Origin of the sequence: Amycolatopsis sp. Poz14, from assembly GCF_006704225.1 — a bacterium.
Classification (GTDB): domain Bacteria; phylum Actinomycetota; class Actinomycetes; order Mycobacteriales; family Pseudonocardiaceae; genus Amycolatopsis; species Amycolatopsis nivea.
Map to the genome: position 1 here is coordinate 6,057,316 of NZ_JACLHD010000001.1, position 24,998 is coordinate 6,082,313.

At 70.4% G+C, this 24,998-nt stretch carries 22 protein-coding genes; 15 read left to right on the forward strand and 7 right to left on the reverse strand.

Annotation, left to right across the window (positions count from 1 at the left end):
- Positions 1-18: 18 nt before the first annotated feature.
- Both FKO37_RS28395 and FKO37_RS28400 read left to right on the forward strand, forming a co-directional pair.
- Positions 19-3,084, forward strand: a complete 3,066-nt coding sequence (locus FKO37_RS28395) for a BTAD domain-containing putative transcriptional regulator (RefSeq protein ID WP_238606471.1) — start codon at positions 19-21, stop codon at positions 3,082-3,084.
- 82 nt (positions 3,085-3,166) lie between these two features.
- Positions 3,167-4,381, forward strand: coding sequence for a cytochrome P450 (locus tag FKO37_RS28400; protein WP_134728247.1), 1,215 nt, complete (start codon positions 3,167-3,169; stop codon positions 4,379-4,381).
- Positions 4,382-4,412: 31 nt separating this feature from the next.
- Here the strand turns inward: FKO37_RS28400 and FKO37_RS28405 are convergent, their stop codons facing one another.
- The 5 genes from FKO37_RS28405 to FKO37_RS28425 all read right to left on the reverse strand — a co-directional run bounded on the left by FKO37_RS28405 (position 4,413) and on the right by FKO37_RS28425 (position 10,399).
- Positions 4,413-5,012 carry a TetR/AcrR family transcriptional regulator gene (locus FKO37_RS28405; RefSeq protein ID WP_037806271.1) on the reverse strand — a complete coding sequence of 200 codons (600 nt, stop codon included), beginning with the start codon at positions 5,010-5,012 and terminating at the stop codon, positions 4,413-4,415.
- Positions 5,013-5,041: 29 nt separating this feature from the next.
- Positions 5,042-6,139 carry a hypothetical protein gene (locus tag FKO37_RS28410; protein WP_037806273.1) on the reverse strand — a complete coding sequence of 366 codons (1,098 nt, stop codon included), beginning with the start codon at positions 6,137-6,139 and terminating at the stop codon, positions 5,042-5,044.
- The gene (locus tag FKO37_RS28415; RefSeq protein WP_238606472.1) at positions 6,136-7,596 is read right to left on the reverse strand and encodes an NAD(P)/FAD-dependent oxidoreductase; all 1,461 of its coding nucleotides are present in this window, start codon (positions 7,594-7,596) and stop codon (positions 6,136-6,138) included. Before FKO37_RS28415 ends, FKO37_RS28410 begins: the two co-directional genes overlap by 4 nt.
- Before the next feature lie 95 nt (positions 7,597-7,691).
- Positions 7,692-8,900: an amidohydrolase family protein gene (locus FKO37_RS28420; protein ID WP_238606473.1), complete on the reverse strand. Its 1,209-nt coding sequence runs from the start codon at positions 8,898-8,900 to the stop codon at positions 7,692-7,694.
- Entirely contained in the window at positions 8,897-10,399 is a 1,503-nt protein-coding gene (locus FKO37_RS28425; RefSeq protein WP_238606474.1) for a peptide MFS transporter, read from the reverse strand. Before FKO37_RS28425 ends, FKO37_RS28420 begins: the two co-directional genes overlap by 4 nt.
- Positions 10,400-10,579: 180 nt before the next feature.
- Between FKO37_RS28425 and FKO37_RS28430 the strand changes: the two genes are divergently transcribed.
- Positions 10,580-11,518 carry an Lrp/AsnC family transcriptional regulator gene (locus FKO37_RS28430; RefSeq protein WP_238606475.1) on the forward strand — a complete coding sequence of 313 codons (939 nt, stop codon included), beginning with the start codon at positions 10,580-10,582 and terminating at the stop codon, positions 11,516-11,518.
- Positions 11,519-11,565: 47 nt separating this feature from the next.
- Here FKO37_RS28430 and FKO37_RS28435 read toward each other — a convergent pair whose 3' ends face one another.
- Together FKO37_RS28435 and FKO37_RS28440 are read right to left on the reverse strand one after the other, a co-directional pair.
- Positions 11,566-13,017: an amidase gene (locus FKO37_RS28435; RefSeq protein WP_238606476.1), complete on the reverse strand. Its 1,452-nt coding sequence runs from the start codon at positions 13,015-13,017 to the stop codon at positions 11,566-11,568.
- Between the two features lie 57 nt (positions 13,018-13,074).
- Entirely contained in the window at positions 13,075-13,752 is a 678-nt protein-coding gene (locus tag FKO37_RS28440) for a GntR family transcriptional regulator (protein WP_051728574.1), read from the reverse strand.
- Between the two features lie 227 nt (positions 13,753-13,979).
- Between FKO37_RS28440 and FKO37_RS28445 the strand changes: the two genes are divergently transcribed.
- From FKO37_RS28445 to cpt, 12 genes are all read left to right on the forward strand, one after another.
- Positions 13,980-15,149 (forward strand): acyl-CoA dehydrogenase family protein, encoded by a 1,170-nt coding sequence (locus FKO37_RS28445; protein WP_238606477.1) that lies wholly within the window; start codon positions 13,980-13,982, stop codon positions 15,147-15,149.
- Positions 15,146-15,973 (forward strand): CoA ester lyase, encoded by an 828-nt coding sequence (locus FKO37_RS28450; RefSeq protein ID WP_037806285.1) that lies wholly within the window; start codon positions 15,146-15,148, stop codon positions 15,971-15,973. The genes FKO37_RS28445 and FKO37_RS28450 overlap by 4 nt, the downstream gene beginning before the upstream one ends.
- Positions 15,970-17,118, forward strand: a complete 1,149-nt coding sequence (locus tag FKO37_RS28455) for an acyl-CoA dehydrogenase family protein (RefSeq protein WP_238606478.1) — start codon at positions 15,970-15,972, stop codon at positions 17,116-17,118. The genes FKO37_RS28450 and FKO37_RS28455 overlap by 4 nt, the downstream gene beginning before the upstream one ends.
- A 9-nt stretch (positions 17,119-17,127) precedes the next feature.
- On the forward strand, positions 17,128-17,862 hold the full coding sequence (gene fabG / locus FKO37_RS28460; RefSeq protein ID WP_238606479.1) for a 3-oxoacyl-ACP reductase FabG: 735 nt from the start codon (positions 17,128-17,130) through the stop codon (positions 17,860-17,862).
- The gene (locus tag FKO37_RS28465) at positions 17,859-18,725 is read left to right on the forward strand and encodes a MaoC family dehydratase N-terminal domain-containing protein (RefSeq protein ID WP_238606480.1); all 867 of its coding nucleotides are present in this window, start codon (positions 17,859-17,861) and stop codon (positions 18,723-18,725) included. The genes fabG and FKO37_RS28465 overlap by 4 nt, the downstream gene beginning before the upstream one ends.
- A complete protein-coding gene (locus FKO37_RS28470; RefSeq protein ID WP_134728237.1) occupies positions 18,718-19,932 on the forward strand; it encodes an acetyl-CoA C-acetyltransferase in 1,215 nt (404 codons plus the stop codon). The genes FKO37_RS28465 and FKO37_RS28470 overlap by 8 nt, the downstream gene beginning before the upstream one ends.
- The gene (locus FKO37_RS28475) at positions 19,929-20,381 is read left to right on the forward strand and encodes a MaoC family dehydratase (RefSeq protein WP_238606481.1); all 453 of its coding nucleotides are present in this window, start codon (positions 19,929-19,931) and stop codon (positions 20,379-20,381) included. The genes FKO37_RS28470 and FKO37_RS28475 overlap by 4 nt, the downstream gene beginning before the upstream one ends.
- A complete protein-coding gene (locus tag FKO37_RS28480) occupies positions 20,381-22,069 on the forward strand; it encodes a CoA-transferase (protein WP_238606482.1) in 1,689 nt (562 codons plus the stop codon). Before FKO37_RS28475 ends, FKO37_RS28480 begins: the two co-directional genes overlap by 1 nt.
- The gene (locus FKO37_RS28485; protein ID WP_037806292.1) at positions 22,066-22,878 is read left to right on the forward strand and encodes an enoyl-CoA hydratase/isomerase family protein; all 813 of its coding nucleotides are present in this window, start codon (positions 22,066-22,068) and stop codon (positions 22,876-22,878) included. Before FKO37_RS28480 ends, FKO37_RS28485 begins: the two co-directional genes overlap by 4 nt.
- Positions 22,875-24,023, forward strand: coding sequence for a CoA transferase (locus tag FKO37_RS28490; RefSeq protein WP_238606483.1), 1,149 nt, complete (start codon positions 22,875-22,877; stop codon positions 24,021-24,023). Before FKO37_RS28485 ends, FKO37_RS28490 begins: the two co-directional genes overlap by 4 nt.
- Positions 24,024-24,133: 110 nt before the next feature.
- The gene (locus tag FKO37_RS28495; RefSeq protein ID WP_037806294.1) at positions 24,134-24,355 is read left to right on the forward strand and encodes a DUF6480 family protein; all 222 of its coding nucleotides are present in this window, start codon (positions 24,134-24,136) and stop codon (positions 24,353-24,355) included.
- Between the two features lie 57 nt (positions 24,356-24,412).
- Positions 24,413-24,946 carry a chloramphenicol phosphotransferase CPT gene (cpt, locus tag FKO37_RS28500; protein ID WP_238606484.1) on the forward strand — a complete coding sequence of 178 codons (534 nt, stop codon included), beginning with the start codon at positions 24,413-24,415 and terminating at the stop codon, positions 24,944-24,946.
- The last annotated feature ends 52 nt before the right edge of the window (positions 24,947-24,998 follow it).

Consider the following 24,998-nt stretch of genomic DNA (forward strand, 5'->3'; position numbering starts at 1 on the left):
GATGGCAGGATCGGACGGGTGCAGATCAAGATCCTGGGTCCGTTCGAGGTCCGCGACGGCACGACGGCCGAGGTGCCGGGCGCCCGGTTGCGCGGGCTGCTCGTCGCCCTCGCGCTCCGGCCGGGCCAGGTCGTGCCGAAGGCGTCGCTGATCGACTGGATCTGGGGCGAGCAGCCGCCCGCCGACGCCGCGAACGCCTTGCAACGCCTGGTTTCCCGGCTGCGCAAGGCGCTCCCGGGCGCCGTGGTCGAAGGACTGACCGACGGGTACCGGCTGGCGATCGACGCCGACGCGGTCGACGCGGTGCGCTTCGAGCGGCTCGTCGCCCAGGCCCGCGACCACGGGCCTGGGCGGCTGCGCGAGGCGCTGGAGTTGTGGCGCGGTCCGGCGATGCAGGACGTCGGATTGCAGGACAGCGACGCGTTCGACGCGGCGGCCACGCGGCTGGAATCACTGCGGCTGACGGCCATGGAGGACCGGTTCGAAGCCGAGTTCGATCTCGGCGGCGGCGCGGATCTCGTCCCGGAGCTGACCGACCTGGTGGCCGCGCACCCGGTGCGGGAAAGGCTCGTCGCCGCGCTGATGCGCGCGCTCGCCGCCGCGGGCCGCAACACCGAGGCGTTGCAAGCGTTCCAGCGGATCAGGGAAACGCTGGCCGACGAACTGGGCGCCGACCCGTCGCCCGAACTGTCCGCGCTGCACGTCGCGTTGCTGCGCGGCGAGGTCGGACGGCGCGAGGAGAGCCGCAAGACCAACCTGCGCGCCGAATTCACCAGCTACATCGGGAAAGAAGCCGATGTAGCCGCGGTCCGCGACCTGGTTTCGCGGCATCGGCTCACCACCTTGACCGGGCCTGGCGGCTCGGGAAAGACCCGGCTGGCCACGGAAACCGCCCGCACGCTGGTCTCCGGCCTGCACCACGGCGCGTGGCTGGTCGAACTGGCCGCGGTCGGGAGCGGGGACGACGTCGCGCAGGCAACGCTGTCCGGGCTCGGCCTCCGCGACGCGCTGCTCGGGGAAGCGTCCTCCGCGGACCCGGTGGACCGACTGGTCTCCGCGATCCGCGACCGCGAAACGTTGCTGGTGCTGGACAACTGCGAACACGTCATCGAGTCCGCCGCCGCGCTCGCGCACCGACTGCTCGGCGAATGCCGCGGACTGCGGATCCTCGCGACGAGCCGGGAACCGCTGGGGATCACCGGCGAGGCGTTGTGGCCGGTCGAACCGCTCGCCCGCGCCGAGGCCGTCCAACTGCTGCGCGACCGGGCGACGACGCGGAACCAGGACCTCGCCGACGACCGGACGCTGGCCCGCATCTGCACCGCGCTCGACGGGATGCCGCTCGCGATCGAACTGGCCGCGGTCCGGCTCCGCACGATGTCCGCCGAGCAGCTCGCGGACCGCCTCGACGACCGGTTCCGGCTGCTGACCGGCGGCAGCCGCACCGCGCTGCCCCGGCACCGGACGCTGCGCGCGATGGTCGACTGGAGCTGGGAACTGCTCAGCGACGGCGAACGGCTCGTGCTGCGCAGGCTGTCGGTATTCGCCGGCGGCGCGAGCCTCGAGGCGGCGGAACGGGTCTGCGCGGGAGAACTGGTCGACGAGTACGAGGTGCTGGACCTGCTCGCCGCGCTCAGCGACAAGTCGTTGCTCGTCGCGTTCGGCGAAGGCGCGCCGCGGTACCGGATGCTCGGCACGATCAAGGAGTACAGCACCGCACGCCTCGCCGAGGCCGGGGAGACCGAGCTCGCCCGGCAAGCGCATCTCGCGTACTTCACCGAACTGGCCGAAACCGCGGAACCCCGGCTGCGGCGCGGCGAGCAGCTGGAATGGCTCACCGTTCTCAAGGCAGAGCACGACAATCTCGTCTCGGCCATGCGCGGCGCGCTCGCCGCCGGTGACGCGCACTCCGCGATGCGGCTCGCCGCAGCCTGCGGCTGGTACTGGTGGCTCGTGGGCCGCAAGGCCGAGGGCATGGAACTGATCGCCGCCGCGATCGCGATTCCCGGCGAGGTCCCCGACGGGACCAGAGCCATCGTGTACGCGCTGACCTCGATGTTCGCCACGTCCGGCCCCGGCGATATGCCGGAAGCCGCGCAGTGGATCCACAAGGCGTACGAGTTCGGCAAACACGGCCGGCACCTGCACGCGGCCCTGCGGCTGGTGGTGCCGCTGGAAATGATGCTGCGCGACACGGACGCGCTGCTGCCGGCGTGGGAGTCGCTGCTGGACGACGAGGACCCGTGGGTGCGCGCGTTGTCCCGGCTGCACATCGGGAAACTGCGGATGATGCTCGGCCAGGACTGCGAATCCTGGTTCGACGAATCGCTGGTCGAGTTCCGGGTCCTCGGCGAACGGTTCGGCATCTCGTTCGCGCAGACCGAACTGGCCGGCTGCCTCGCCATGCGCGGCGAATTCGGCGAGGCGAGCGAGCATTTCGACCAGGCGATCGCCGTCGTCGCCGAACTGGACGCCCTCGACGACGTCGTCCAGCTCCGCATGCGGCAGGCGCGGCTGCACTGGCTCGCGGGAGACAAGGACGCTTGCGCCGCCGCGGTCGCCGAGGCGGAAAGACTCGCGGAAGGCGTCACGTGGCCCGGGACGCTGGCGTCGCTCGCCCTCGTCCGGGCGGAACTGGCGCGGTGGAACGGCAACGCGCAGGACGCTTTCGACCAGTTCGGCCACGCGATGAGCCTGCTCGGCGACGAAGCGCAGCAACCGCATCTGCGCGCCGCGGCCCACGACCTGCACGCGTGGTTCGCGACCGATCTCGAGGAGGCGCGCGAACACCGTGCCGCTGCTTGCGACGCGGCAGCGGAAACCGGACGCGCGCCGGAGATCGCGCAGGCGGTCGTCGGGGTCGCCGACCTGGCACTGCGGCGCGGGCAGTACCAGCACGCCGCACGGCTGCTGGCCGCGAGCGCGCAGGTGCTCGGCCGGAAAGACCTGTCGAACCCGGACGTGCCGCGGATCGAGCAGGAGGCGCGCAACCACCTCGGCGACGCCGCGTTCGACCAAGCCGCCCGGGAAGGCGCCGCGGGTGTGTGGACCGACCTGGTCACGGAGCCGCTGACGCGGGCCTGAGCCCGTGTCAGCGCCGTGACGGCTCGGTGTCTGGGCGCTCGGAGATCGTGGTGACGTCAAGCCACCACGAGAGGATTTCCCGATGAACCAGCAGGTTTCCCCGGTCAACGGCCTGCCGATGGACCGCGACGCAGGCCCGTTCGACCCGCCGTCGGCGATCACCGCGCTGCGCGAGACCCGCCCGGTCAGCCCGATGCTCTTCCCCGACGGCCACGAGGGCTGGCTGATCACCGGGTACGAGGCGGTCCGGCAGGTCATGTCCGACGCCCGGTTCAGCAACCGCCTCGACCTCGGCGTGGTCCACGTGCCGTACGAGACGCCGGGAATGCCGGTCGCCACCGAACCGTCGCCGCAGATCCCCGGGCTGTTCATCAGCATGGACGCCCCCGACCACACCCGGTTGCGGCGCAAGCTCACCGGCGCGTTCACCGTCAAGCGGATGAAGCAGCTCGAAGACGGCATCATCGCGATCACCGAACAGCAGCTGGACGCGGTCGCCCAGCTCGCGCCGCCGATCGACCTCGTGCGGGAGTTCGCGCTTCCCGTGCCGTCGCTGGTGATCTGCGAACTGCTCGGCGTTCCCTACGCCGACCGCGAAACCTTCCAGGCGAACTCGTCGAAGTTCATGGAGCGCGACGTCAACCTCGAAGACAAGATGGCCGCCTTCGGCGCGATGATGGGCTACCTCGGCCAGCTGTGCACGGACAAGCGCGCGGAGCCGGGCGAGGACATCCTGTCCGACCTCGCCCGCGACGAGGACCTCAGCATCGAGGAACTGACCGGCATGGCGTTCCTGCTGTTGCTGGCGGGGCACGAGACCACCGCGAACATGCTGTCGCTCGGAGCCTTCGCGCTGCTCGAGCACCCGACGCAGCTGGCGGAACTGCGCGCCGACCCGACGCTGTTCGGCAACGCAGTGGAAGAGCTGATGCGCTACCTGTCGGTGGCTGACATCTTCTACCGCTACGCCACGGAGGACATCGAGGTCGGCGGCGAGACTATTCCGGCCGGCTCGACTGTGGTCGTCTCGCTGCTCGCCGCCAACCGCGACCCGAAGCATTTCGAGGACCCCGACACGATCGACCTGCACCGCAAGGTCCGCGGGCAGGTGGCGTTCGGCCATGGCGTCCACCAGTGCCTGGGACAGCAGCTGGCTCGCATCGAGATGCGCGTGGGGTTCGAGGGGCTGTTCCGGCGTTTTCCGGACTTGCGGCTCGCGGTTCCGGCTGGGGAGGTGCCGTTGCGGACGAACATGAATATCTATGGGGTGCACGAGCTTCCGGTCACCTGGGGCTGAGCGAGCGCCACGTTCACCATGGCGCCGGGCGTCAGCCGCGCAGTGCCGGGCCGATCCAGCGGCGCACCAGGCCTCGCAGTTCGTCGTCGGTCGCCGGTGGTGTCGACGGGTATTGCAGGAACGACATGAACAGCCGCATCAGGATCTCGGCTAGTTGCTGGAGTTCGGCGTCGGTGTGCACGCCCGCGGCGGACCAGTCGGCCTCGGTGTCGCGCAGGATTCGCGCGCCGAGGGAGAAGGACGGCGGCGTGGCGGTCCCGGCCGTGAAATAGTCCGCTTCCCCGGCCTGCAGGAGCAAACCGAGGTAGGGCTCGTCGGGCAGGCTGCGGACGGCGAACACGACGGACTCGACGGCGATCTCGACCGGGCTGTCGAACGCGGACAGGTGCCGCCGCATCCGTTCGGCGAACTCCTCGGCGCCCGCGTGGGCGACGGCGCGCAGGATTTCGGCCAGGCCGGGAAAGTAGCGGTAGACGGTCTGCCGGGTCACTCCGGCTTCGGCGGCGATGTGGGAGAGGTTGGTCTTGGCCAGCCCGGCGCGGTCGATGCACGCTATCGCCGCCTGCACGATCCGGCGGCGTGCCTCGTCTTCGGCGCCGGGCGGGTCGCCCTGCCATCCGTGGTACCCCATGGCCCCATCGTTCCAGACGAGACCGCAGGTCACTGACGGGCGGGGCGAGCGGCGGCCAGCAGCGAACCGGCGGCGAGGAAGCACGCGAGCGCGTACGGTCCGCTCCCGATCGGGGAACCGTCACTGGTGATGCCGTCGCGGGCTCCGAAATAGGCGGGCAGCGCGCCGATCCAGAACACTGCCATCCCGCCCAGGTAGATCGCGGGGTAGTACCGGGCGAACGCCGACTGCGGCTCGCCCGCGCCGCGCTCGCCGGAGCGCAGCTGTGCCACGACGATCCACGCGCCGGCCACCCAGACGAGGCCCAGTTCCGCGCCGAGCACCCACGCTTGCGCGACCTGGTTCGGATGATCGCCGCCGAACAGACTCGCCGGGAGTCCGGCGACGGCCATGGTGAACGGGGTGAGGACGCCCGCCGCGAGGATGCGCGGAACCAGCCGCCAGCCGCGGCGCGGTCGGCCGTCTCCGGCCGGGCTGCCGGTGAAGCGCACCACGAGGTAGGTCATCGCTGCCATCGAAACCGAAGCGAACAACAGCATGCTGGTCATCGGAACCGCGGCGAGCGCGGGCTGGTTGACGATGCGGTTGGCCGGGTTCCAGGCCCACCACTTCAGTTGCGGGCCCACCTGGTCGAAGACCTCGTAGAAGACCTGGCAGGCGAACGCGACGGCGACGGAGCCGATCAGCGGGCCGCGGCGGCGGAAGACCCCCAGCGACCGCACCAGTTCGTAGGCGAGCTGGCTGATCACCGGATAGAACGCCACGATGTAAAGCGGCAGCCGGTCCCCCATGAACTGCACGGTGAACCGGTTGTGCGCGAAGATGAATCCGTACAGCCGGTCGAGGCCGAACCATTCGGGGAAGTACAGCGGCGGTTCGGTGACGACGAGATACACCAGCGAAGCCCACCACAGCGCCAGGTTGACCGGATCGCCCGCGCGATAACGGCGCACGGCGTGCCAGAGCGCGAACACGGCTCCGCCGACGATCAGCACCTCCAGCAGCGGCATCGTCCAGTGCGCCAGGTCCCACGGCGCCCGGACCGAGACCACCGGGCTGACGTCGTGGCAGTCGAAACCGAGCCGCCGGGCGACTTCCTCCGCCTCCGGCCCGCAGCCCGCGCTCATCCCGCGACCGCGGCCGGCGAGTAGTCGGTGGCGGGCGGCTCGGCCTGGGGATCGAAGCCTAAGGGCACCCGGTGCCTGCCCAGCATGGAGCGGACGCAGTAGCGGGCCAGCCCGGCGAGCACGCGCGGGGTGCGCATCATCTCGCCCAGCGACTCGTCGAGATTGAAGACCTTCGCGAAATGCTCGTCGACGACGTCGTCCTCCCGGGCGGCGCCGACGACAAGGCTGAACGCTGGGGCGGAGACGGCCGCGAGGAGGCGACGTTGCCACCCAGGCAGGCGTTCGGTGCCCTCCGCGCACTCGTAACCGCGGTCGCGGGCCATCGCCAGAGTCCACGGCACCTTGAGAAGGTCGCGTTGCGCCGCAAGGAATCGCGCGCAGAAGCTCGCGTCGAGGTTAGTCGCGCTGGCCAGATGCTCGCGCAGCAGCAGCGCCGAACCCGACGCGGAACTGATGCCCTGCGCGTAGAAGGGATTGAACGCGCAGATCGAGTCGCCGACGAACGCCAGGCCTCGCGGCGGGCTCGTCCAGCGGTCGTAGCGCCGCCACCGGTTGCCGGTGGACCGCGTCAGATGCACCTCCGAGGACGGCGTGCACCGGTCCATCGCCGCGGCGAACAACGGCGTCCGCGTCCTGCGCGCCGATTCGACGAAGGCGTCGGCCGTCCGCGGCATCTCCAGTCCCCACGAACCCATGCAGGCGATGACCCGGTCGCCCTCGATCGGGAAGAAGTTCACCAGGAACTCGTGCTCCGCGGGATGCCCGCCGCGGTCCTGGGTCGGCATCAGCACCAGGTGCCGCCACCACCAGGACGCCGGACGGCTCTCGGGCGGCGGCAGTTCGTACCAGCGCGAGGTGTAGGTGACCTTGGCGTCGAGGGTCCGCACCTCGGGCTCCGCCCAGCCCGCCGCCGCCAGCCAGTTCGCGACGGGCGAGCCGCGGCCCATCGCGTCCACGACGAAGTCGGCGTCGAGATGCTCCTCTCCCCCGGGCCGGGCGATTTCGACACCGGTGACCGCCCCGGGCTCGGTGGCCAGGCCACGCACGGCGACGCGCTCGCAAAGGTCCACATTGGACAGTTCGCGCACCTTGTCCCGCAGCACGCGCTCGATGAGGACGCGCGAGCTGTAGACCATCGTCATCGCACTGCGTTTGCGCGCTGACCAGCCTTCCCGGTCCAGGTAGGCGGCGTCCATCGACGGCATCAGGTGCAGCCCGCCCGCCGCGACGAGGTCGTCCTCGAAACCGGGGAAGAGCGCGGTGATCGCCCGGCGGCCCGAGTTCAGCAGGAAATGCGGGTGCTTGCTCTGCGGCACCCCGCGCCGGTGCTCGGCGCCCTCCGGCAGCTCGTCCCGCTCCAGCACGAGCACCTGATCGAAATACGGGGACAGCGCCCCGGCGGCGCACAGGCCCGCGACGCTTCCGCCGAGGACGACAGCGGTCTTGCCGAGCTTCATCCGAACCAGCTCCGCTCGTCATTCATACAACTTTCGAGATAATGTATGAATGATGGACCGGCGTGTCAATCGGCCTGGTCAGCGACCATCCCCGGCTACCCGCGGTCGGCCGCGTGCACCAGCCGTCCGTCCTGGTACACCGCGAGGATCCGTTTGCCCAGATCCCGCACGTCGAGCGGATCGCCGTCCACGACGACGAGATCCGCGCGCTTGCCGGGAGTCAGCGAACCCAGCGAGGAACCGAGGCCCATCAGGTTCGCCGCCGACAGTGTCGCGGCGTGCAGGGCGTCGGCCGGGCGCATGCCCTGTTCGACAAGGAGTTCCAGTTCCAGCAGGTTCTCCCCGTGCGGGTACAGCGGCGCGTCGGTGCCCATCGCGATCGGGACGCCCGCCTCGACCGCGCGCCGAACGCTGCTTTCGGTGCGTTCCTTGATCTTCTCGACGATGTGGTCGGGATAGCCCGCTGCCCCGGCTTCGACCGCTTGCCGCAGACCGACTCCGGCGCTGAGGGTCGGCACCAGCCAAGTGCCGCGCTCAGCCATCATCTCGAGCGTCTCGTCGTCCAGGAAATGGCCGTGTTCGATGGAGCGGACCCCGTTGCGGACGGCCGCCTTCGCGCCGTCGCCGTGGGCATGGGCCATGACGTGCAGTCCCGCCGCCGCTGCTTCGGTGACCATCATGGCGATCTCGTCGTCCCGGAAGTGCGCGATCTTCGGCCCGGCGCCGCCGGACACGACGCCTCCGCTGGTAGCGGCTTTGATGACGTCGGCTCCGGCGCGGACCAGCTCCCGGACCTTGCGCCGGATCTCCTCCGGGCCGTCCACCACGACCGGCGGGCGGCCCGGGTGCGGCGGCAGCAGGTCGACCACGCAGGTCGAGGGCCACCACGGGTCACCGTGCCCGCCCGTCTGGCTCAGCATGTTCAGCGAGATCTGCATGCGGGGCCCGGCGATCAGGCCCCGTTCCTGCGCCACGCGCATCCCGAGGTCGGCGCCCGCCGCGTCCCGGACGGTGGTGACGCCCGCGGCCAGCGTCCGCGCCATGTTCCGCGCGCCTTCGTAGAACTGGAGCGAAAACGGCTGTTGCACGCTCTCGAAGAGATCCGAACTCGTCATCGTGAGGTGCACGTGGCAGTCGATCAGGCCAGGCAGCACTCCCCGGCCGGTGCAGTCGACTTCCTCGTCGCCGTCGAGGCCGGTTCCGACATCGACGATCCGGCCGTTTTCGACGGCCACGTCCGCCGAATCCGCGCACCGGGACGTCGCGTCGAAGAGAGTTCCGCCGCGAAAAACTGTGCGCTTCATCGGCCCGCCCCGTTCACGGCCGCCTGGTCCCGGTCCATCGTGGTCCCCCTTCTCGCTGCTTGCTTTCGGATGAGCGGGGCCAGCGCGAACAGCAGCAGAGCCAGCACGACCGCGCCGGCGCCGAGCGCACCGAAGTAGCCTGCCGCCGAACGGGCGTCGTAGAACTTCACCAGCTGGGCGCCGATGCCCTGCCCGGCCGCGTTCGACGACAGCCACAACCCCATCGTTTGCGTCGCGAACGCCGCGGGCGCCAGCCGCGTCGTCGCGGACAGCCCGATCGGCGAGAGGCACATTTCGCCGACGGTGACCACGGCGAGGCTTCCGGCCAGCCACAACGGGTTCGTCTGCCCCGGATGCGCCGCGGGCACCACCATCAGCAGGTACGACAGGCCGGCGATCGCCAGTCCCGCGGCGAATTTGTGCGCGGTCGACGGCGAACGGGGCGAACGGTCCAGCCGCAGCCACAGCATCGCGAACAGCGGCGTCAGCACGATCAGCACCAGCGAGCCGACCGACTGGAACCACGACGCCGGGATCGGGAACCCGAACGCGTCGAGATCGGTGCTTTCGCCCGCGTACTGCGCGATCACCGTCGCGCCCTGTTCCTGGATGCACCAGAACGCGACCGCCGCGACGAACATCGGAATGTAGGCGCGGACCCGGGCGCGTTCGGCCACGGTGGTGCGCGAACTGCGCAGCATGACCGTGAAGTAGCCGACGGGAAGCGCGATCGCCAGCACGCTGATGAGATTGACGGCACTGTCGGCGTCGAGGACTCCGGTGCTGACCGACACCGCCGCCAGCACGGCCAGCAGAGCGATTCCGGCGACGACCGCGACGAGCCGCGACCGCGGGACCTCGGCCAGCCGCAACGGGTTCTTCGGACTGTTGCTCACCGGGTTGAGGCGCCGCTGCGACCGGAGATAGACCACGAGACCGGCCGCCATGCCGATCGCGGCGATCCCGAAACCGGCGTGGTAGTCGTAATCCTGGCCCACCGTGCCGACGACCAGCGGAGCGGCCACCGCGCCGACGCTGATGCCCATGTAATAGATGCTGAACCCGGAGTCGCGCCGCGGATCGCCGGCCGCGTAGAGATCGCCGACCGACGACGAAATCGCCGGTTTCAGCAAGCCGGTCCCGACGGCGATGAAGACCATCGAAGCGAACAGCGCGCCGGCGCCCGCCGGGACGGCCAGGCAAATGTGCCCGCACATGATCAGGAACCCGCCGACGAGAGTGGTCCGGCGGTCGCCGAGCAGCCGGTCGCTGATCCAGCCGCCCAGGATCGCCGCCAGGTAAATGGCCGAACCGTAGACCGCGATCAGCGGCTTCGCGCTCTCCGGCCGCAGGCCGAGTCCGCCGTCGGACAGCCGGTCGGTCATGTAGTAGAGCAGCAGCGCGCGCATGCCGTAGTAGGAGAACCGCTCCCACGCCTCGGCGAAGAACAGCCCCACCAAGCCGCGGGGCTGACCGAAGAACGCCCGTTCCTTCCCCATGCCCACCGCACCTTCCGCGTCGACCGCCGCTCCGATGGGAGCAGACGGTACATCTGCCGAATGCGGCAATCAATAGCCGATTCGGCGCGCGAAAGCCGATAGTTACGCCGTTTCGTCTTCCGACATGCCTCCCTGGGAGAAGATTCGCCGACCGAGGGGGAATCAGCTAGGTTCTTCCCCGTGCCAGGAAACCCCGACGACGTCGACGAGCTGCTCGTCCGCGCGCTGCAACAGGACGGGCGCGCGTCGTTCGAGACGCTGGCCCGGCTGGTCGGGCTCGCCCGCTCCACCACCAAGGCGCGGGTGCAGCGGCTGATCGAGGAGGGCGGGCTCCGGCTGATCGGCGCGATCCATCCGGCGGTGTTCGGGCTCCATCAGCTCGGGCACGTGATCGTCGAGACCGAGGGAGCCGCCCGCCCGGTCGCCGAACGGATCGCGGCGCTCGGCGAAACCTCGTTCGTCACCACCACCGCGGGCCGGTTCGCGGTGACGGCCGAACTGCGCGCCGCCGACCTGGAGGCCTTCGCGGCGGGGCTGGCCCGGGTGCAGGCCGTCCCCGGCGTCCGGGCGGTGCAGACGATCACGTACCTGCGGGTCTGGAAGGACCCCTATTTCCCGCCGGGACCGCTGGAAAGCCCCGGGCCGCTCGCGGACCTCGAGCTGGACGACGTCGATCACCTGCTGCTCGCGCAGCTGCGCGACGACGGGCGCGCGTCGTTCGCCGAACTGGCGAAAGCGACCGGGCTTTCCCCGGGAGCCGCGCGGGCCAGGGTGCTCCGGCTGCTCGAGTCCGGCGTCGTCCACATCGGAGCGCTGGTGCGGCTCAGCCGCTCGACGCGCACCCACACCATCGGTTTCGCGGTGCACGCGACCGGCGACACCGAACCGGTCGCCCGCCGGATCGCGGAGTTCGAGAACATCGACTGTTTCGCGACCGGAGTCGGATGGTGCAACGGAATCGGCAGCATTCAGGCGCAGTCCCCGGACGAGGTGCTGGACACGCTCGAACGCCTGCGGGAGCTGCCCGGCGTGCGCGCGATCGAGTCCTGGAGCCACCTGCGGGCGGTCAAGGAGGAGAATGACCGCCCGCTCACCGCCGTCGGCACCGGGCAGGGCTGAGCAGCCCGTCTATCCACTGTGGATGCTCAGAAACCGCTGCCGCTCCATCAGTTCGGCGCCCGGAAGCCCCCGATCCGCTCCTCCAGCAGCTCCGCCAGCCGCAGCGGGGTGCGGTCCTCGAACATCGGGCCGACGACCTGCACCCCTACCGGCAGGCCCTCCGGGGAGAAGCCCGCGGGCATCGCCGTCGCGGGCAGGCCCGGCATGGTCGCCACCCCGGCCCAGACCAGCTGGTCGAAGAACGGGTACTCGACGCCGTCGATGTCGATCCGGCAGGCCAGCAGGTCGGGGTTGTGGTCGTGCGGGAACGCGGGCGTCGGCGTCACCGGGCAGACCACCGCGTCGAACTCGGCGAAGAACTGTCGCCAGCCGTGCCGGTGCAGTTCGCGGCGGTGGTTCACCCCGAGCCAGTCGCGGTGGCTGAGCACCAGGCCGCGCAGGCGCGCCGCGTCCAGGCTTTCATCGGTTGCGCTCAAGGCGGCGGCACGAGTCTGCAGCTCCTCGTAGGCGTCGACCGGGAAGCGCGCGACGGAGCCGGAGAACAGCAGCTGGGTGTAGAGGGTCGCGGCTTCGGCCAGGTCGGGCAGCAGCGGGCTGTGTCGTTCGACCCGGGCGCCGGCGTCGGCGAGTGCGTCGGCTACCCGGTTCACTCCGGCCCGCACCGCGGCGCCGGTCGGGATGAAGGGGTGCTCGTCGAGGATCAGGACGCGGAAGTCGCTCAACTGCTCGTGGCGGGCGGGCGGCAAGGCCAGGTCGTGCGCGACGCCGTAGGTAAGCGGGTCCGGTCCGGCCATGACGTCGAGCAGCATCGCCAGGTCGCGGGCAGTGCGCGCCATCGGCCCGACGACGGCGAGGTCCAGGTCGAGCGGCAAGGGCAGTTCGTTCGGCAGGACCATGCCGCGGTTCGCCACCAGGCCGAGGGACGGCTTGTGCCCGTAGACACCGCAGAAATGCGCGGGGGTGCGCAGCGAACCGCCGATGTCGGAGCCGATGGACAGGGCGCCGAAGCCCGCTGCCAGGGCCGCTGACGATCCGCCGGAGGAGCCGCCCGGAGTGCGGTCGTGGTCCCAAGGGTTGTTGGTGGTGCCGTAGACCGGGTTGGAGCTCTGCAAGCCCTGGAGTCCTAAGGGGACGTTGGTCTTGCCGAGGATGACCGCGCCGGCGTTCTTGAGCAGCGACACCTGGACCGCGTCCTCGGCGGGCATGAAGTCCCGGTGCTGCGGCATGCCCCAGGTCGTGGGCAGCCCGGCGACGTTGTAGCACTCCTTGACAGTCACCGGGATTCCGAGCAACGGCCGGTCTTCGCCGCGGGCACGCGCCCGGTCGGCCTCTTGCGCGGCGATGCGAGCGCGGTCGAAGTCCGGTGTGCAGATCGCGTTGAGTGCTTTGTCTTCCCGCTCGATGCGGGCGATCGCCTCGTCGGTCAGCTCCGCCGAGGTTGTTTCGCCTGCCCGCATGGCGGCCGCGAGTTCTCCGGCCGACTGAAAGTTCCGCTCCATGAATTCGACCGTAACGGGTACCCGGCGGAGCCATAAAACATTAATTCGCGCAACGGGTCAGTGGTCCCAGAATCCCTGTTTTTCCAGCAACGCCACCGCCCGCTCGCCCGCGTCGGCGAGGTGCTTCTCCACCAGGGCGCGCGCCCGGCCCGCCGAGCGGGCGGACAGCGCGTCCAGGATCAGCCGGTGGTCGTCCCGGGCCTTGACCGGCCAGTCCTCGTGTGCCTCGTAAAACCCGTGCGAGACGGTTTTGACGAGGATTCCCAAGAGCGACAGGAGACGGCGCGAGTCGGCGGCGTAATTGATTCGCCGGTGGAACTCGTAGTTCAGCCGTTCCTGCTCGCCACTGTCCACTGCGGACTCCATCCGGTCCGCGAGATCGTGCAGCGCCTGGAGGCTTTCCGGGGAGAGGTTCTTCGCCGCGCGCTCCGCGGCCAATCCGGACACGACGCCGAACACGCGGAAATGGTCCCGGATGTCGTCGCGCGTCATCCGGGCGACGAAGGCGCCCCGGCGGGCGATGTGCTCCACCACGCCCTCGTGGTCGAGCGTGATCAACGCTTCGCGGACCGGGAGTTTGCTGATGCCGAGTTCGTCGGCCAGCGCTTCCTGGTCGATCTTCGCCCCGGCGCGCAGCTGCCCGGAGAAGACCCGCCGCCGGATTTCCTGCGCGGCCATCGCCTTGAGGTTCGCCGGGCCGGTGCGGCGCGGTCCGGCACTCGCGGTCTCGGGCATCGCCACTACCTTCTCCCTCCTCATGCGCGGCTGTATCGGATCAAGTATTACACGACCGGGGCACGCTCGGGCGGCTCTGTCACTCGCGCCCGAAGCGCCCGTCAAACGAAGAAACCGCCGTTGACCTGGGGCAGCATGCGGGCCGAGCGTCGCCCGGGAGTGTGAGCCATTCGATGATTTCTGATAAAGTATTTTCCAGCGAGGCGGTCTGGGTCATAGTGGGAGGCATGGCAGCAGCGGTTACCCCCGAGGACTTCCGGCCCATCCTGGAGCTGGTGCGCGACTTCGTCCGGGCGAAGGTCGTCCCGCGCGAGCAGGAGATCATGGACGGCAACGCCATCCCCGACGACCTGCGCGGGCAGGCCGCCGAGATGGGCCTGTTCGGCTACGCGATCCCCCAGGAATGGGGCGGGCTCGGGCTCGACCTGACCCAGGACGTCGAGCTGGCGATGGAGTTCGGCTACACGTCGCTCGCGCTGCGGTCGATGTTCGGCACCAACAACGGCATCGCCGGACAGGTGCTGGTCGGCTTCGGCACCGACGAGCAGAAGAGCCAGTGGCTGGAGCGCATCGCCTCGGGCGAGGTCGTCGCGTCGTTCGCGCTCACCGAGCCCGGCGCCGGGTCCAATCCCGCCGGGCTGCGCACCAAAGCGGTGCGCGACGGCGACGACTGGGTGATCGACGGGCAGAAGCGGTTCATCACCAACGCGCCGATCGCGGACCTGTTCGTCGTCTTCGCGCGCACCCGTCCCGCGGACGACTCCGGGCCGGGCATCGCGGTGTTCCTCGTGCCCGCAGACACGCCGGGCCTGGAAGTCGGGCCCAAGGACAAGAAGATGGGCCAGGAAGGCGCCTGGACCGCGGACGTCACCTTCTCCAACGTCCGAGTGCCTGCTTCCGCGCTCGTCGGCGGCAACGAGGACGACGGGTACCGCGCCGCGATGACCTCCCTCGCGCGGGGTCGCGTGCACATCGCCGCGCTCGCCGTGGGTTCCGCGCAGCGGGCGCTGGACGAGTCCGTCGCGTACGCCGCGTCGGCGACGCAGGGCGGTCAGCCGATCGGCGATTTTCAGCTGGTGCAAGCAATGCTGGCGGATCAGCAGACCGGCGTGATGGCCGGGCGCGCACTGGTGCGGGAGACCGCGGCGCGCTACGTGTCCGGTGAGGACCGGCGGATCGGGCCGTCGGCCGCGAAGCTGTACTGCACGGAGATGGCGGGCAAGGTCGCCGATCTCGCGGTGCAGATCCACGGCGGCACCGGCTACATGCGCGACGTGCCGGTCGAGCGGATCTACCGCGACATCCGGCTGCTGCGGCTTTACGAGGGCACCAGCGAAATCCAGCGCCTCATCATCGGCGGCGGCCTGGTCCGGCAGGCGAAGAAGTCCCAGAAATGACCAGCCGCGCGGCCACGCGGGCGCGGGAAGCGACGACCCTCCTGTTCGTCCCGGGCGACCGGCCGGAGCGGTTCGGCAAGGCGATGGCGGCCGGGCCGAGCCTGGTCGTGCTCGATCTGGAGGACGCCGTCGCGCCGGAACGCAAGGTGTACGCGCGGGAACAAGCCGTCGCGTGGCTCGAGGAGAACCCCGAGTGCGCGGTGCGGGTAAACGCCGCCGGCACCGCCTGGCACGACGAAGACCTCGCCGTGCTCAGGCGGCGCCGGTGCACCGTGATGCTGCCGAAGGCCGAGCCCGCGACGACGCGTGCCGCGGCCGAGCAGCTCGGCGTCCTGCCGGTGGTGATCGCGCTCGTCGAAACCGCGCGCGGCGTACTGGACGCGCGGGAGACCGCCACCGTGCCGAACGTGCAGCGTCTCGCGTTCGGCAGCTTCGACCTCGCTGCGGAGCTGGGGGCCGATCCGGCGGACCGGGACGCGTTCGTCGCCGCGCGGGGCGCGCTCGTGCTCGCCTCCGCCGCGGCGGGACTGCCCGGGCCGATCGACGGTGTCACCGCGGACCTGGACAACGAGCTGCACCTCACCGACGAAGTCCATTACGCACGGCGGCTCGGCTTCGCCGGAAAGCTGTGCGTGCACCCGAAACAGGTGCCCGTCGCCGCCGCGGCGCTGCGTCCGACGCGCGAGGAAGTCCGCTGGGCGCAGTCGATCCTCGACGCCGGCGCGGACGGCGCGGTCGCGGTGAACGGGCAGATGGTCGACAAGCCGGTGCTGGAGCGCGCCCAGCGCGTCCTCCGGCAGGCACGAGAAGGGAACGGGCGATGACGCTCACCGACGACGAACAGCAGATGGTCGCTCTGGTCGCGGAGTTCGTGGACGAACGGGTCCGGCCCCGGGTCCGCGAATTCGAAGCCGACGACATCTACCCCGCCGAGTTCATCGACGAGATGAAGAAACTCGGCTTCTTCGGGCTGCTCGTCCCGGCCGAATACGGCGGCGTCGACGTCAGCACCGCCTGTTTCGCCCGCGTCACCGAAGAACTCGCGCGCGGCTGGATGAGCCTGGCGGGCGCGATCGGCGGGCACTCGGTCATCACTTATCTGATCAAGACCTTCGGCACGCCGGAGCAGCGCGAGAAGTACCTGCCCGCCATGGCCGAGGGGCAGATCCGGGCGACGATGGCGCTGACCGAACCCGGCGGCGGCAGCGACCTCCAGGCGATGCGCACCCAGGCCGTGCCCGGCGACGAGGGCTACACGATCACCGGCTCGAAAACCTGGATCTCCAACGCCGCGCACTCCGGCCTGATCGGCCTGCTGTGCGTCACCGACCGCGACGCGAAACCCGCGCACCGCGGCATGAGCGTCCTGCTCGTCGAACCCGGCGACGGCCTCACCATCTCCAAGAAACTGCCCAAACTCGGCTACCGCGGCGTCGAAGCCTGCGAACTCGTCTTCGACGGCCAGCAGGTGCCCGCGGACGCGGTTCTCGGCGGCACGCCGAACCAGGGCTGGTCGCACATGATGCGCGGATTGGAAGTCGGCCGGATCCAGGTCGCCTCGCGCGCGCTGGGCGTCGGGCAGGCCGCGTTGAACGACGCCGTCCGCTACGCCCAGGAACGCGAGTCCTTCGGCAAGCCGATCTGGAAACACCAGTCGGTCGGGAACCTGCTCGCCGACATGGCCACGAAGATGCGCGCCGCCCGGCTGCTCACCTTGGACGCTGCGGAGAAGCTCGACGCGGGCGAACGCGCGGACATGGAAGCCGGGATGGCGAAACTGTTCGCGTCGGAAACCGCGATGCAGGTCGCGCTCGACGCCATCCGCGTCCACGGCGGCTACGGCTACTCCCGGGAGTACGACGTCGAACGCTACTTCCGTGACGCGCCGCTGATGATCGTCGGCGAAGGCACCAACGAAATCCAGCGCAACGTCATCGCCGCGCAGCTCGTGGCGCGCAACAAGATCTGAGGGAATCCCATGACTCTGCTCAACGGCCGGACCGCTGTCGTCACCGGCGGCGCGCAAGGCATCGGACTCGCCATCGCCCAGCTGTTCGTCGCCCAGGGCGCCCGCGTGGTGCTCGGCGACATCGACGGCGACGCGGCCGCGAAAGCCGCGGACAGCCTGGACGGGGAAGCGGTCGGCCTCGCCTGCGACGTGACCAAATCCTCCGATGTGGACGCCCTGCTGGCGGCTGCCGCCGAGTCGTTCTCGCCGGTCGACGTGTTCGTCAACAACGCGGGCATCACCCGCGACGCGACGATGCGGACGATGACCGAGGACGAGTTCGACCAGGTCATTTCCGTGCACCTCAAGGGAACCTGGAACGGCACCCGCAAGGCCGCCGCGATCATGCGCGAGCGCAAGAGCGGCGCGATCGTGAACCTGTCGTCGCTGTCGGGCAAGGTCGGCATGGTCGGGCAGACCAACTACTCCGCCGCCAAAGCGGGGATCGTCGGGCTGACCAAGGCCGCGGCGAAGGAGATGGCGCACCACGGCGTCCGGGTCAACGCGATCCAGCCTGGCCTGATCCGCACCGCGATGACCGAGGCCATGCCGCAGAAGGCGTGGGACCAGAAGATGGCGGAGATCCCGATGCGCCGCGCGGGCGAGGTCGGCGAAATCGCTTCGGTGGCGTTGTTCCTCGCCTCCGACCTGTCGTCGTATATGACCGGCACGGTGCTCGAGGTGACCGGCGGGCGGTTCATGTGACCGGCTGGGAACCGCACGCGGTCACGACCGCGGAGCTGGTCGACCCGGCCCCGGTCGCGGCGCTGGCCGCGCTCTTCGACAACGGGCTGCCCGCGCCGCGGCCGGGCGACGACCTGCCGCCGCTGTGGCACTGGGTCGCGCTCCCCCGCTGGCCGGTCTCCTCCGGGCTCGGCCCCGACGGGCACCCGGCGCGCGGCACGTTCCTGCCGCCGGTCGACCTGCCGCGGCGGATGTTCGCCGGCGGCGAGGTGAGCGTGCACCGGACCCCGAAGATCGGCGAGACGGTGACCCGGCGGTCCATTGTGGACTCGGTGACCGAGAAGTCCGGCCGTTCCGGGAAGCTGGTGATCGTCGTGGTGCGGACCGTGCTGTCCGGGGTGGACGGTTCGCCGCTCGTCGAGGAACGGCAGGACCTCATCTACCGCGAAGCGGGCGCGACCACGTCCGACGCAGCGCCCGTGGAACCTGCGGAGCTGGCCGGAGCCCCGTTCCGCCGCACCGAAGACGGCTGGGACTTCGCCACCGACCCCACCCTGCTGATGCGCTTCTCCGCCGCCACCGCGAACGCGCACCGCATCCACTACGACTGGCCGTACGCGACCCGGGTCGAGGGCTATCCCGGCCTGGTCGTGCACGGGCCGCTGATGTCGCTCGCGCTGGCCGAGGTGCTGCGCCTGGACTCCCCCGACGCCCGGGTGACCCGGCTGGCGCACCGCAACCTGGCCCCGCTGTGCTGCGGCCAGCCCGCGCACCTGCGCACCGAACCGCGTCCCGGCGGCGCGACCCTGACCCTCGTCGGGGACGCCGGACCGCGCACCAGCCTCGAAGCCGATTACCACGAGGAAGGCACTCCCCATGCGTGACGCCGTCATCTGCGAACCTGTCCGCACCCCGATCGGCCGCTTCGGCGGTTCGCTCAAGAGCGTGCCCGCCGCCGACCTCGGCACGATCGCGCTGAAAGGCCTGCTGGAGCGCACCGGCCTGCCCGCCGACGCGATCGACGACGTCATCCTCGGCCACTGCTACCCCAGCGCCGAAGCCCCCGCGATCGGCCGCGTCGTCGCGCTCGACGCCGGGCTGCCGGTCACCGTGCCGGGCATGCAGGTCGACCGCCGCTGCGGTTCCGGACTGCAGTCGGTGCTGCTCGCCGCGCTCCAGGTGCAGGCGGGCGCGAGCGACCTGATCGTCGCGGGCGGCGCGGAAAGCATGTCCAACACCGTCTTCTACGCCAACGACCTGCGCTGGGGCGCGGGCGGCGCGGGCGTCCACCTGCACGATTCGCTCACCCGCGGCCGCCAGACGCCGGGCGGCAAGCACTACCCGGTGCCCGGCGGGATGCTGGAGACCGCGGAGAACCTGCGGCGGCAGTACGGCATCACCCGCGAGGAACAGGACCGGCTCGCCGCCGCCTCGCATCAGCGGGCCGTCGCCGCGCAGCAGTCCGGGGTGTTCGCCGAGGAGATCGTCCCGGTGCCGGTCGAGACGCGGAAGGGCACCGTCGTCGTGGACACCGACGAGCACCCGCGGCCGGACACGACCGTCGAAACGCTCGCCAAGCTGCGGCCGGTGCTGGGCAAGCAGGATCCGGAGGCGACGGTCACCGCGGGCAACGCCAGCGGCCAGAACGACGCCGCCGCGGTGTGCGTCGTGACGACCCGCGAACGCGCCGCCGAACTGGGCCTGCGCCCGCTCGTGCGGCTGGTCTCGCACGGCGTCGCCGGGGTCGAGCCGAAGGTGATGGGCATCGGGCCGGTGCCCGCTTCGGCGCTCGCGCTGGAACGCGCCGGGCTGAAGATCTCCGACATCGACCTGATCGAACTCAACGAGGCGTTCGCCGCACAGGCGCTGGCGTGCACCCGCGAATGGGGCTTCGGCGAGTCCGACTTCGACCGGCTCAACGTGCACGGTTCCGGGATCTCGCTGGGCCACCCGGTCGGCGCGACTGGCACCCGGATTCTCGCCACGATGGCGCGGGAAATGCAGCGCCGCGAGGCCCGGTACGGGCTGGAGACCATGTGCATCGGCGGCGGGCAGGGCCTGGCCGCGGTGTTCGAGCGGGTCACGGCATGACCCGCGTTTTCGGCTCGGCGGACGAGGTGCGGGCCGCGATCGGCGAGGAGATCGGGCCGACCGGATGGTTCGCCGTCGACCAGGCGCGGATCGACGCGTTCGCCGAGGCCACCGGCGACCGCCAGTGGATCCACACCGATCCCGAGCGGGCCGCGAACGGGCCGTTCGGGGCGACGATCGCGCACGGGTTTCTGACGCTGTCGCTGATCCCGTACTTCAGCGCGCAGCTGGTCCGGCTCGATTTCGGATCCGCGCGGATCAACTACGGGCTGGGCAAGGTCCGCTTCCCGGCACCGGTTCCGGTCGGGTCCCGGCTGCGCGCGAGCGCGTCGTTCGCCGAGGTGAAAGACGGCGCCGCCGGGATCACCGTGACCACGCGGTACACGGTGGAACTCGAAGGCGCGGCGAAACCGGCGTGTGTCGCCGAAACTTTGGTGGTTGTGGCCTGATGACCGAGTTCTGCCAGCTGGACGAAGCGGTCTCGCGCCATGTGCGCGAGGGCGACGCGCTGCACGTCATCCTGGGGCACAGCCGCTGGAGCGCGCTTGTCCGGGAGATCGCGCGGCAGCACTGGCATCGGCCGTCGCGGTTCACGCTGATCATGGCGAGCCTGTCGTCGCTCGGCGCGGTGCTGTTCCGCTCCGGGTGCGTGGAGAAGGTCGTGACTGTCTACTCGGGAGACTCGTTTCCCGTCTTCACGCCGAATCCGGTGTTCCAGCAGGCGTACGCGGACGGTTCGGTCGAGGTCGAGAACTGGTCGTTCCTGAGCTACATCCAGGGGTTGCGCGCCGCCGCGACCGGTGTGCCCGCCGTGGTCACCGGCTCGGTGCGCGATTCTTCGATGGCCGAGAACCCTGGTTACGCGGAGGTCGACACGCCGTTCGGCCGCGTCGGACTGGTCGCGCCGATCACCCCGGACGTCGCGATCGTGCACGCCGCGGTCGCCGACCGGCAAGGCAATCTGGCCATCGCGCCGCCGATGTTCGAGGGCTCGATCGGCGCGTTCGCCGCGCGGCGCGGAGTCCTCGCGACGGTGGAGAAGGTCGTCGACGACCTGCGGCCGTGGGCTTCGTTCGTCCGTGTTCCGGCGCACCGCGTGCTGGCCGTGGTCGAGGCTCCGTTCGGCGCCCATCCCGGCGGGGTCTTCCCCGGCAGCGAGAACGCTCGGTTGCCCGTCGACGGTTACGCCGAGGACGTCGAGTTCTGGATCGCCGCCCGGGAAGCCAGCCGTTCGGCGGACTTCGACGCCTGGATCCGCGAATGGATCCTCCTCGACCACGACGCCTACCTGGCGAAACTCGGTCAAGCGCGGCTGGATCGGCTGACCCGCACGCTCGGGCAGCCGACCCCGCCCACCGGCCGCGGCGACCACACCGGACCGGTGACCCGGCCGGAACGCGCGGCGACCTGGCTCGCCGCACTCGTCCGGTCGCGGATCGCCGAAACCCGAGCCGACGGCGTACTGGCCGGCGCCGGGCTGGCGAACCTCGCCGCCTGGGTGGCCGTCGAACAGGCGAAGGCGGACGGGCACGAGGTCGCGCTCGCGGCCGAACTCGGCCTGTGGGACTACTCCCCGACGCCCGGCGACCCGTTCATCTTCAGCTTCGCCAACTTCCCGTCGTCCTCGATGCTGCTCGACACCGAGCAAGCGCTCGGGACGCTCATGAACGGCCCGGCCACGAAGTCGATCGCCTGCGTCGGAGCGGCGGAAATCGACCGCCGCGGCAACATCAACACCACCCGCATCGACGGCGGCCCGTACCTCGTCGGTTCGGGCGGCGGCAACGACGTCGTGACCGGCGCCGACGAGACGTACGTCGTCGGGACGATGAGCCCGCGGCGGTTCATCGAAAGCTGCAGCTACGTCACCAGCCCCGGCGCGCGGGTCCGGGCGGTGGTCACCGACCTCGGGATCCTGACCCCGCGCGACGGCGAACTGGTGCTCACCGCGATCGCGCCCGGCCCGGAGCCGCTGGGCGACCGCGTCGCGCACGTCCGGTCGCGCTGCGGCTGGGACCTCGCGGTGGCGGACGACCTGAGCGAACTGCCCGAGGTGACCGCGGACGACGTCGAGCAGTTGCGGAAATACGACCGCGAGGGCTTGTTCCTCGGCGACGGCAGGAAAGGAGCGGCATGAGTCGCTACGCACAGTTCGAGAACCTGCGGGTCGACGGCCCGGACGAGGACGGCGTCGTCGAACTCGTCCTCGACGCCCCGAATCTCAACGCGGTGAGCGAAGCCGCGCACGCCGATCTCGCCGACGTCTGGCGCGAGTTCGACCGCGACCCGGCGGTGAAAGCCGTCCTGCTGCGCGGCGAAGGCAAGGGTTTCTCCGCCGGCGGGTCCTTCGACCTGGTCGAAAAACTCGCCACCGACTTCGAAGCGCGCTCCCGCACCATGCGCGAGGCCCGCGATCTGGTCTACAACGTGATCGACTGCTCGAAACCGATCGTCTCGGCGATCCACGGCCCCGCCGTCGGCGCCGGGCTCGTCGCCGGAGTGCTCGCGGACGTCTCTGTCGTCACCGCCAACGCGAAGATCATCGACGGCCACACCCGGCTCGGCGTCGCGGCGGGCGACCATGCCGCGGTGTGCTGGCCGCTGCTGTGCGGGATGGCGAAAGCCAAGTACTACCTGATGACCTGCCGTCCGCTCAACGGCGCCGAAGCCGAGCGGATCGGCTTGGTGTCGCTGTGCGTCGAGGACGAAGCCGAGCTGCTGCCGACCGCGCGGGAGATCGCGCACGAACTGGCATGCGGCGCGCCCACCGCGATCCGGTGGACCAAGCAGAGCCTCAACCTCTGGTACCGACAGCTCGCGGGCGCGATCTTCGACTCCTCGCTGGCACTGGAGTTCTACGGCTTCGGCGGCCCCGAAGTGCACGAGGGCCTGGCCTCGCACCGCGAACGCCGCAAGCCGGACTTCTCCCGGGTGCACGACGCATGAACCCCGCACTGCTGGAGGGATTGCGGGTCGTCGAGCTGTCCGCCTACGTCGCCACGCCGCTGTGCGGGCTCACGCTCGCTCAGCTCGGCGCGGACGTCGTACGGGTCGAACCGCTCGGCGGAGCCGCCGACCGCACGCGCTGGCCGTTGTCCGACTCCGGGACCAGCCTGTACTGGTCCGGGCTGAACAAGGGAAAGCGCGCGGTCGCCGTCGATCTGGAGTCCGAAGTGGACCGTCGCCGGGTTGCCTCGCTGATTCTCGACGGCGGCCCGTGCGTGGTCGTGACGAACACTTCGCGGCACGCCGATCTCGGGTATGAAGCGCTGAGCGCGCAACGACCGGACCTCATCCACGTCCTGCTGGACGGCCGAGCCGACGGCGGCGCTGCGGTCGACTACACCGTGCAGGCCGCGACCGGCTTCCCGCTGCTCACCGGCACCGGATCCGAGCCGGTCAACCACGTGCTGCCCGCCTGGGACGTCTGCGCCGGGCTGTATCTCGCGGTGGGCCTGCTGGCCGCCGAACGACACCGGCAGGTCACCGGCCGCGGCCGGTCGATCCGGGTGGCGCTGGAGGACGTCGCCCTCGCCACCGCCGGGAATCTCGGTTATCTCGCCGAAGCGCAGCTGACGGACCATTCGCGGGCCAAGTCCGGCAACGAGATCTACGGGACCTACGGCGACGATTTCGAGACCGCCGACGGTGTCCGCGTGATGATCGTGCTGCTCACCGAACGGCACTGGCAGAAAATGCTCGCCGCGACCGGCCTGTCCGACGCCTTCGCCGGGTTGAGCGAGGCACTGGGGATCTCGTTCGCCACCGAGTCCGACCGGTACCGGCACCGGGACGTGATCACGCCGCTGCTGGCGCGGTGGTTCGGACAGACCTCCTACGCGGAGGTGGCGGAAGTGCTTACGCGGCACCGAATTCTGTGGGAGCGATACCGCAGCTTCGCCGAACTCGGCCGGGACGGCGGGGCGGCGCTGCGGGAGCTGGCTCTGTTCGGGAGGGTGGACCAGCCTGGGGCGGGGACGCATTGGGCACCGAAGTCTCCTGTGCAGGTGGACGGGGCGCGGCTCGATCCTCAGCCTGCTCCGGAGGTCGGCCAGCACAATGCTGCGGTGCTGCCTCCGACTCAGGCATAGCTGTCGCCTGCCGTGGGCGCCCTCCCGTTCGGGCGGGGACAAACGCACGTTTATCCCCGTCCTATGCGGCAAACCCTCCGGTGACCGCACCGACGACGAGGAGACCGGACATGACCGCACCCGGGCCCGAACCGGACGACGTGCCGGGTCTCGAACCGGGCGGTTCCGTACCGCCCGGCGACACCCCGCCCGACGCCGGGCAGACTTCGGGGCTTTCGCATCCGCAGCCGATGCCGTCGCGCAAGCTGCCCGCCCGGTGGCTTGCCATCGTGGCGATTCTCGTGCTGGTGGTGGCCGCGTTCTTCGTGCTGCGCGCTGTCGATTGGTTGTAGTGCGGCGTTCGGGGAAATTCGTTTCTAGCGTTGCTGCGGTGTCTCTACTGTGCCGTGGTGACGACTAACGTGATCATGCTCAACGGCGGTTCCAGCTCGGGGAAGTCCGGGATCGCTCGGTGCCTGCAGGCGGTTCTGCCGGATCCGTGGCTGGCCTTGGGGACGGACACACTAGTTCAGGCGATGCCCGCGGCCATGCGGGCTTCGAACGCCGGGATCGAGTTCGCTCCGGACGGCCAGGTGCTCGTCGGGCCGGAGTTCCGCGCGCTCGAAGCAGCATGGATCGAGGGGGTCGCCGCGATGGCTCGCGCGGGTGCCAGGGTCATCGTCGACGAGGTGTTCCTCGGCGGAACGCAGTCGCGAAACCGGTGGCAGAAGGCGTTGGGCGGCTTGCGGGTGCTGTGGGTCGGCGTCCGCTGCGACAGCGCGGTCGCCGCGGGTCGTGAAGTCGCCCGAGGCGATCGGGTCATCGGCATGGCGGCCGCCCAGGCTGAGGTAGTCCACCGGGGCATGGTCTATGACCTGGAGGTGGACACCACGCGTACCGAGTCGCTGGAGTGCGCTCGGACGATCGCCGCGCAGGTCGGCTGATCGGCCCGTCTCCGCCGAGCGGTTTGCGAGTGATCTCCGCCGGGAATTCGCG

Excerpts from the sequence above, each read along its gene's own strand:
- FKO37_RS28400 (WP_134728247.1), top strand. The coding sequence starts at position 3,167 with ATGAACCAGCAGGTTTCCCCGGTCAACGGCCTGCCGATGGACCGCGAC.
- FKO37_RS28405 (WP_037806271.1), bottom strand. The coding sequence starts at position 5,012 with ATGGGGTACCACGGATGGCAGGGCGACCCGCCCGGCGCCGAAGACGAG.
- FKO37_RS28410 (WP_037806273.1), bottom strand. The coding sequence starts at position 6,139 with ATGAGCGCGGGCTGCGGGCCGGAGGCGGAGGAAGTCGCCCGGCGGCTC.
- FKO37_RS28415 (WP_238606472.1), bottom strand. The coding sequence starts at position 7,596 with ATGAAGCTCGGCAAGACCGCTGTCGTCCTCGGCGGAAGCGTCGCGGGC.
- FKO37_RS28420 (WP_238606473.1), bottom strand. The coding sequence starts at position 8,900 with ATGAAGCGCACAGTTTTTCGCGGCGGAACTCTCTTCGACGCGACGTCC.
- FKO37_RS28425 (WP_238606474.1), bottom strand. The coding sequence starts at position 10,399 with ATGGGGAAGGAACGGGCGTTCTTCGGTCAGCCCCGCGGCTTGGTGGGG.
- FKO37_RS28435 (WP_238606476.1), bottom strand. The coding sequence starts at position 13,017 with ATGGAGCGGAACTTTCAGTCGGCCGGAGAACTCGCGGCCGCCATGCGG.
- FKO37_RS28440 (WP_051728574.1), bottom strand. The coding sequence starts at position 13,752 with ATGCCCGAGACCGCGAGTGCCGGACCGCGCCGCACCGGCCCGGCGAAC.
- FKO37_RS28445 (WP_238606477.1), top strand. The coding sequence starts at position 13,980 with ATGGCAGCAGCGGTTACCCCCGAGGACTTCCGGCCCATCCTGGAGCTG.
- FKO37_RS28450 (WP_037806285.1), top strand. The coding sequence starts at position 15,146 with ATGACCAGCCGCGCGGCCACGCGGGCGCGGGAAGCGACGACCCTCCTG.
- FKO37_RS28455 (WP_238606478.1), top strand. The coding sequence starts at position 15,970 with ATGACGCTCACCGACGACGAACAGCAGATGGTCGCTCTGGTCGCGGAG.
- fabG (WP_238606479.1), top strand. The coding sequence starts at position 17,128 with ATGACTCTGCTCAACGGCCGGACCGCTGTCGTCACCGGCGGCGCGCAA.
- FKO37_RS28470 (WP_134728237.1), top strand. The coding sequence starts at position 18,718 with ATGCGTGACGCCGTCATCTGCGAACCTGTCCGCACCCCGATCGGCCGC.
- FKO37_RS28475 (WP_238606481.1), top strand. The coding sequence starts at position 19,929 with ATGACCCGCGTTTTCGGCTCGGCGGACGAGGTGCGGGCCGCGATCGGC.
- FKO37_RS28480 (WP_238606482.1), top strand. The coding sequence starts at position 20,381 with ATGACCGAGTTCTGCCAGCTGGACGAAGCGGTCTCGCGCCATGTGCGC.
- FKO37_RS28485 (WP_037806292.1), top strand. The coding sequence starts at position 22,066 with ATGAGTCGCTACGCACAGTTCGAGAACCTGCGGGTCGACGGCCCGGAC.
- FKO37_RS28490 (WP_238606483.1), top strand. The coding sequence starts at position 22,875 with ATGAACCCCGCACTGCTGGAGGGATTGCGGGTCGTCGAGCTGTCCGCC.
- FKO37_RS28495 (WP_037806294.1), top strand. The coding sequence starts at position 24,134 with ATGACCGCACCCGGGCCCGAACCGGACGACGTGCCGGGTCTCGAACCG.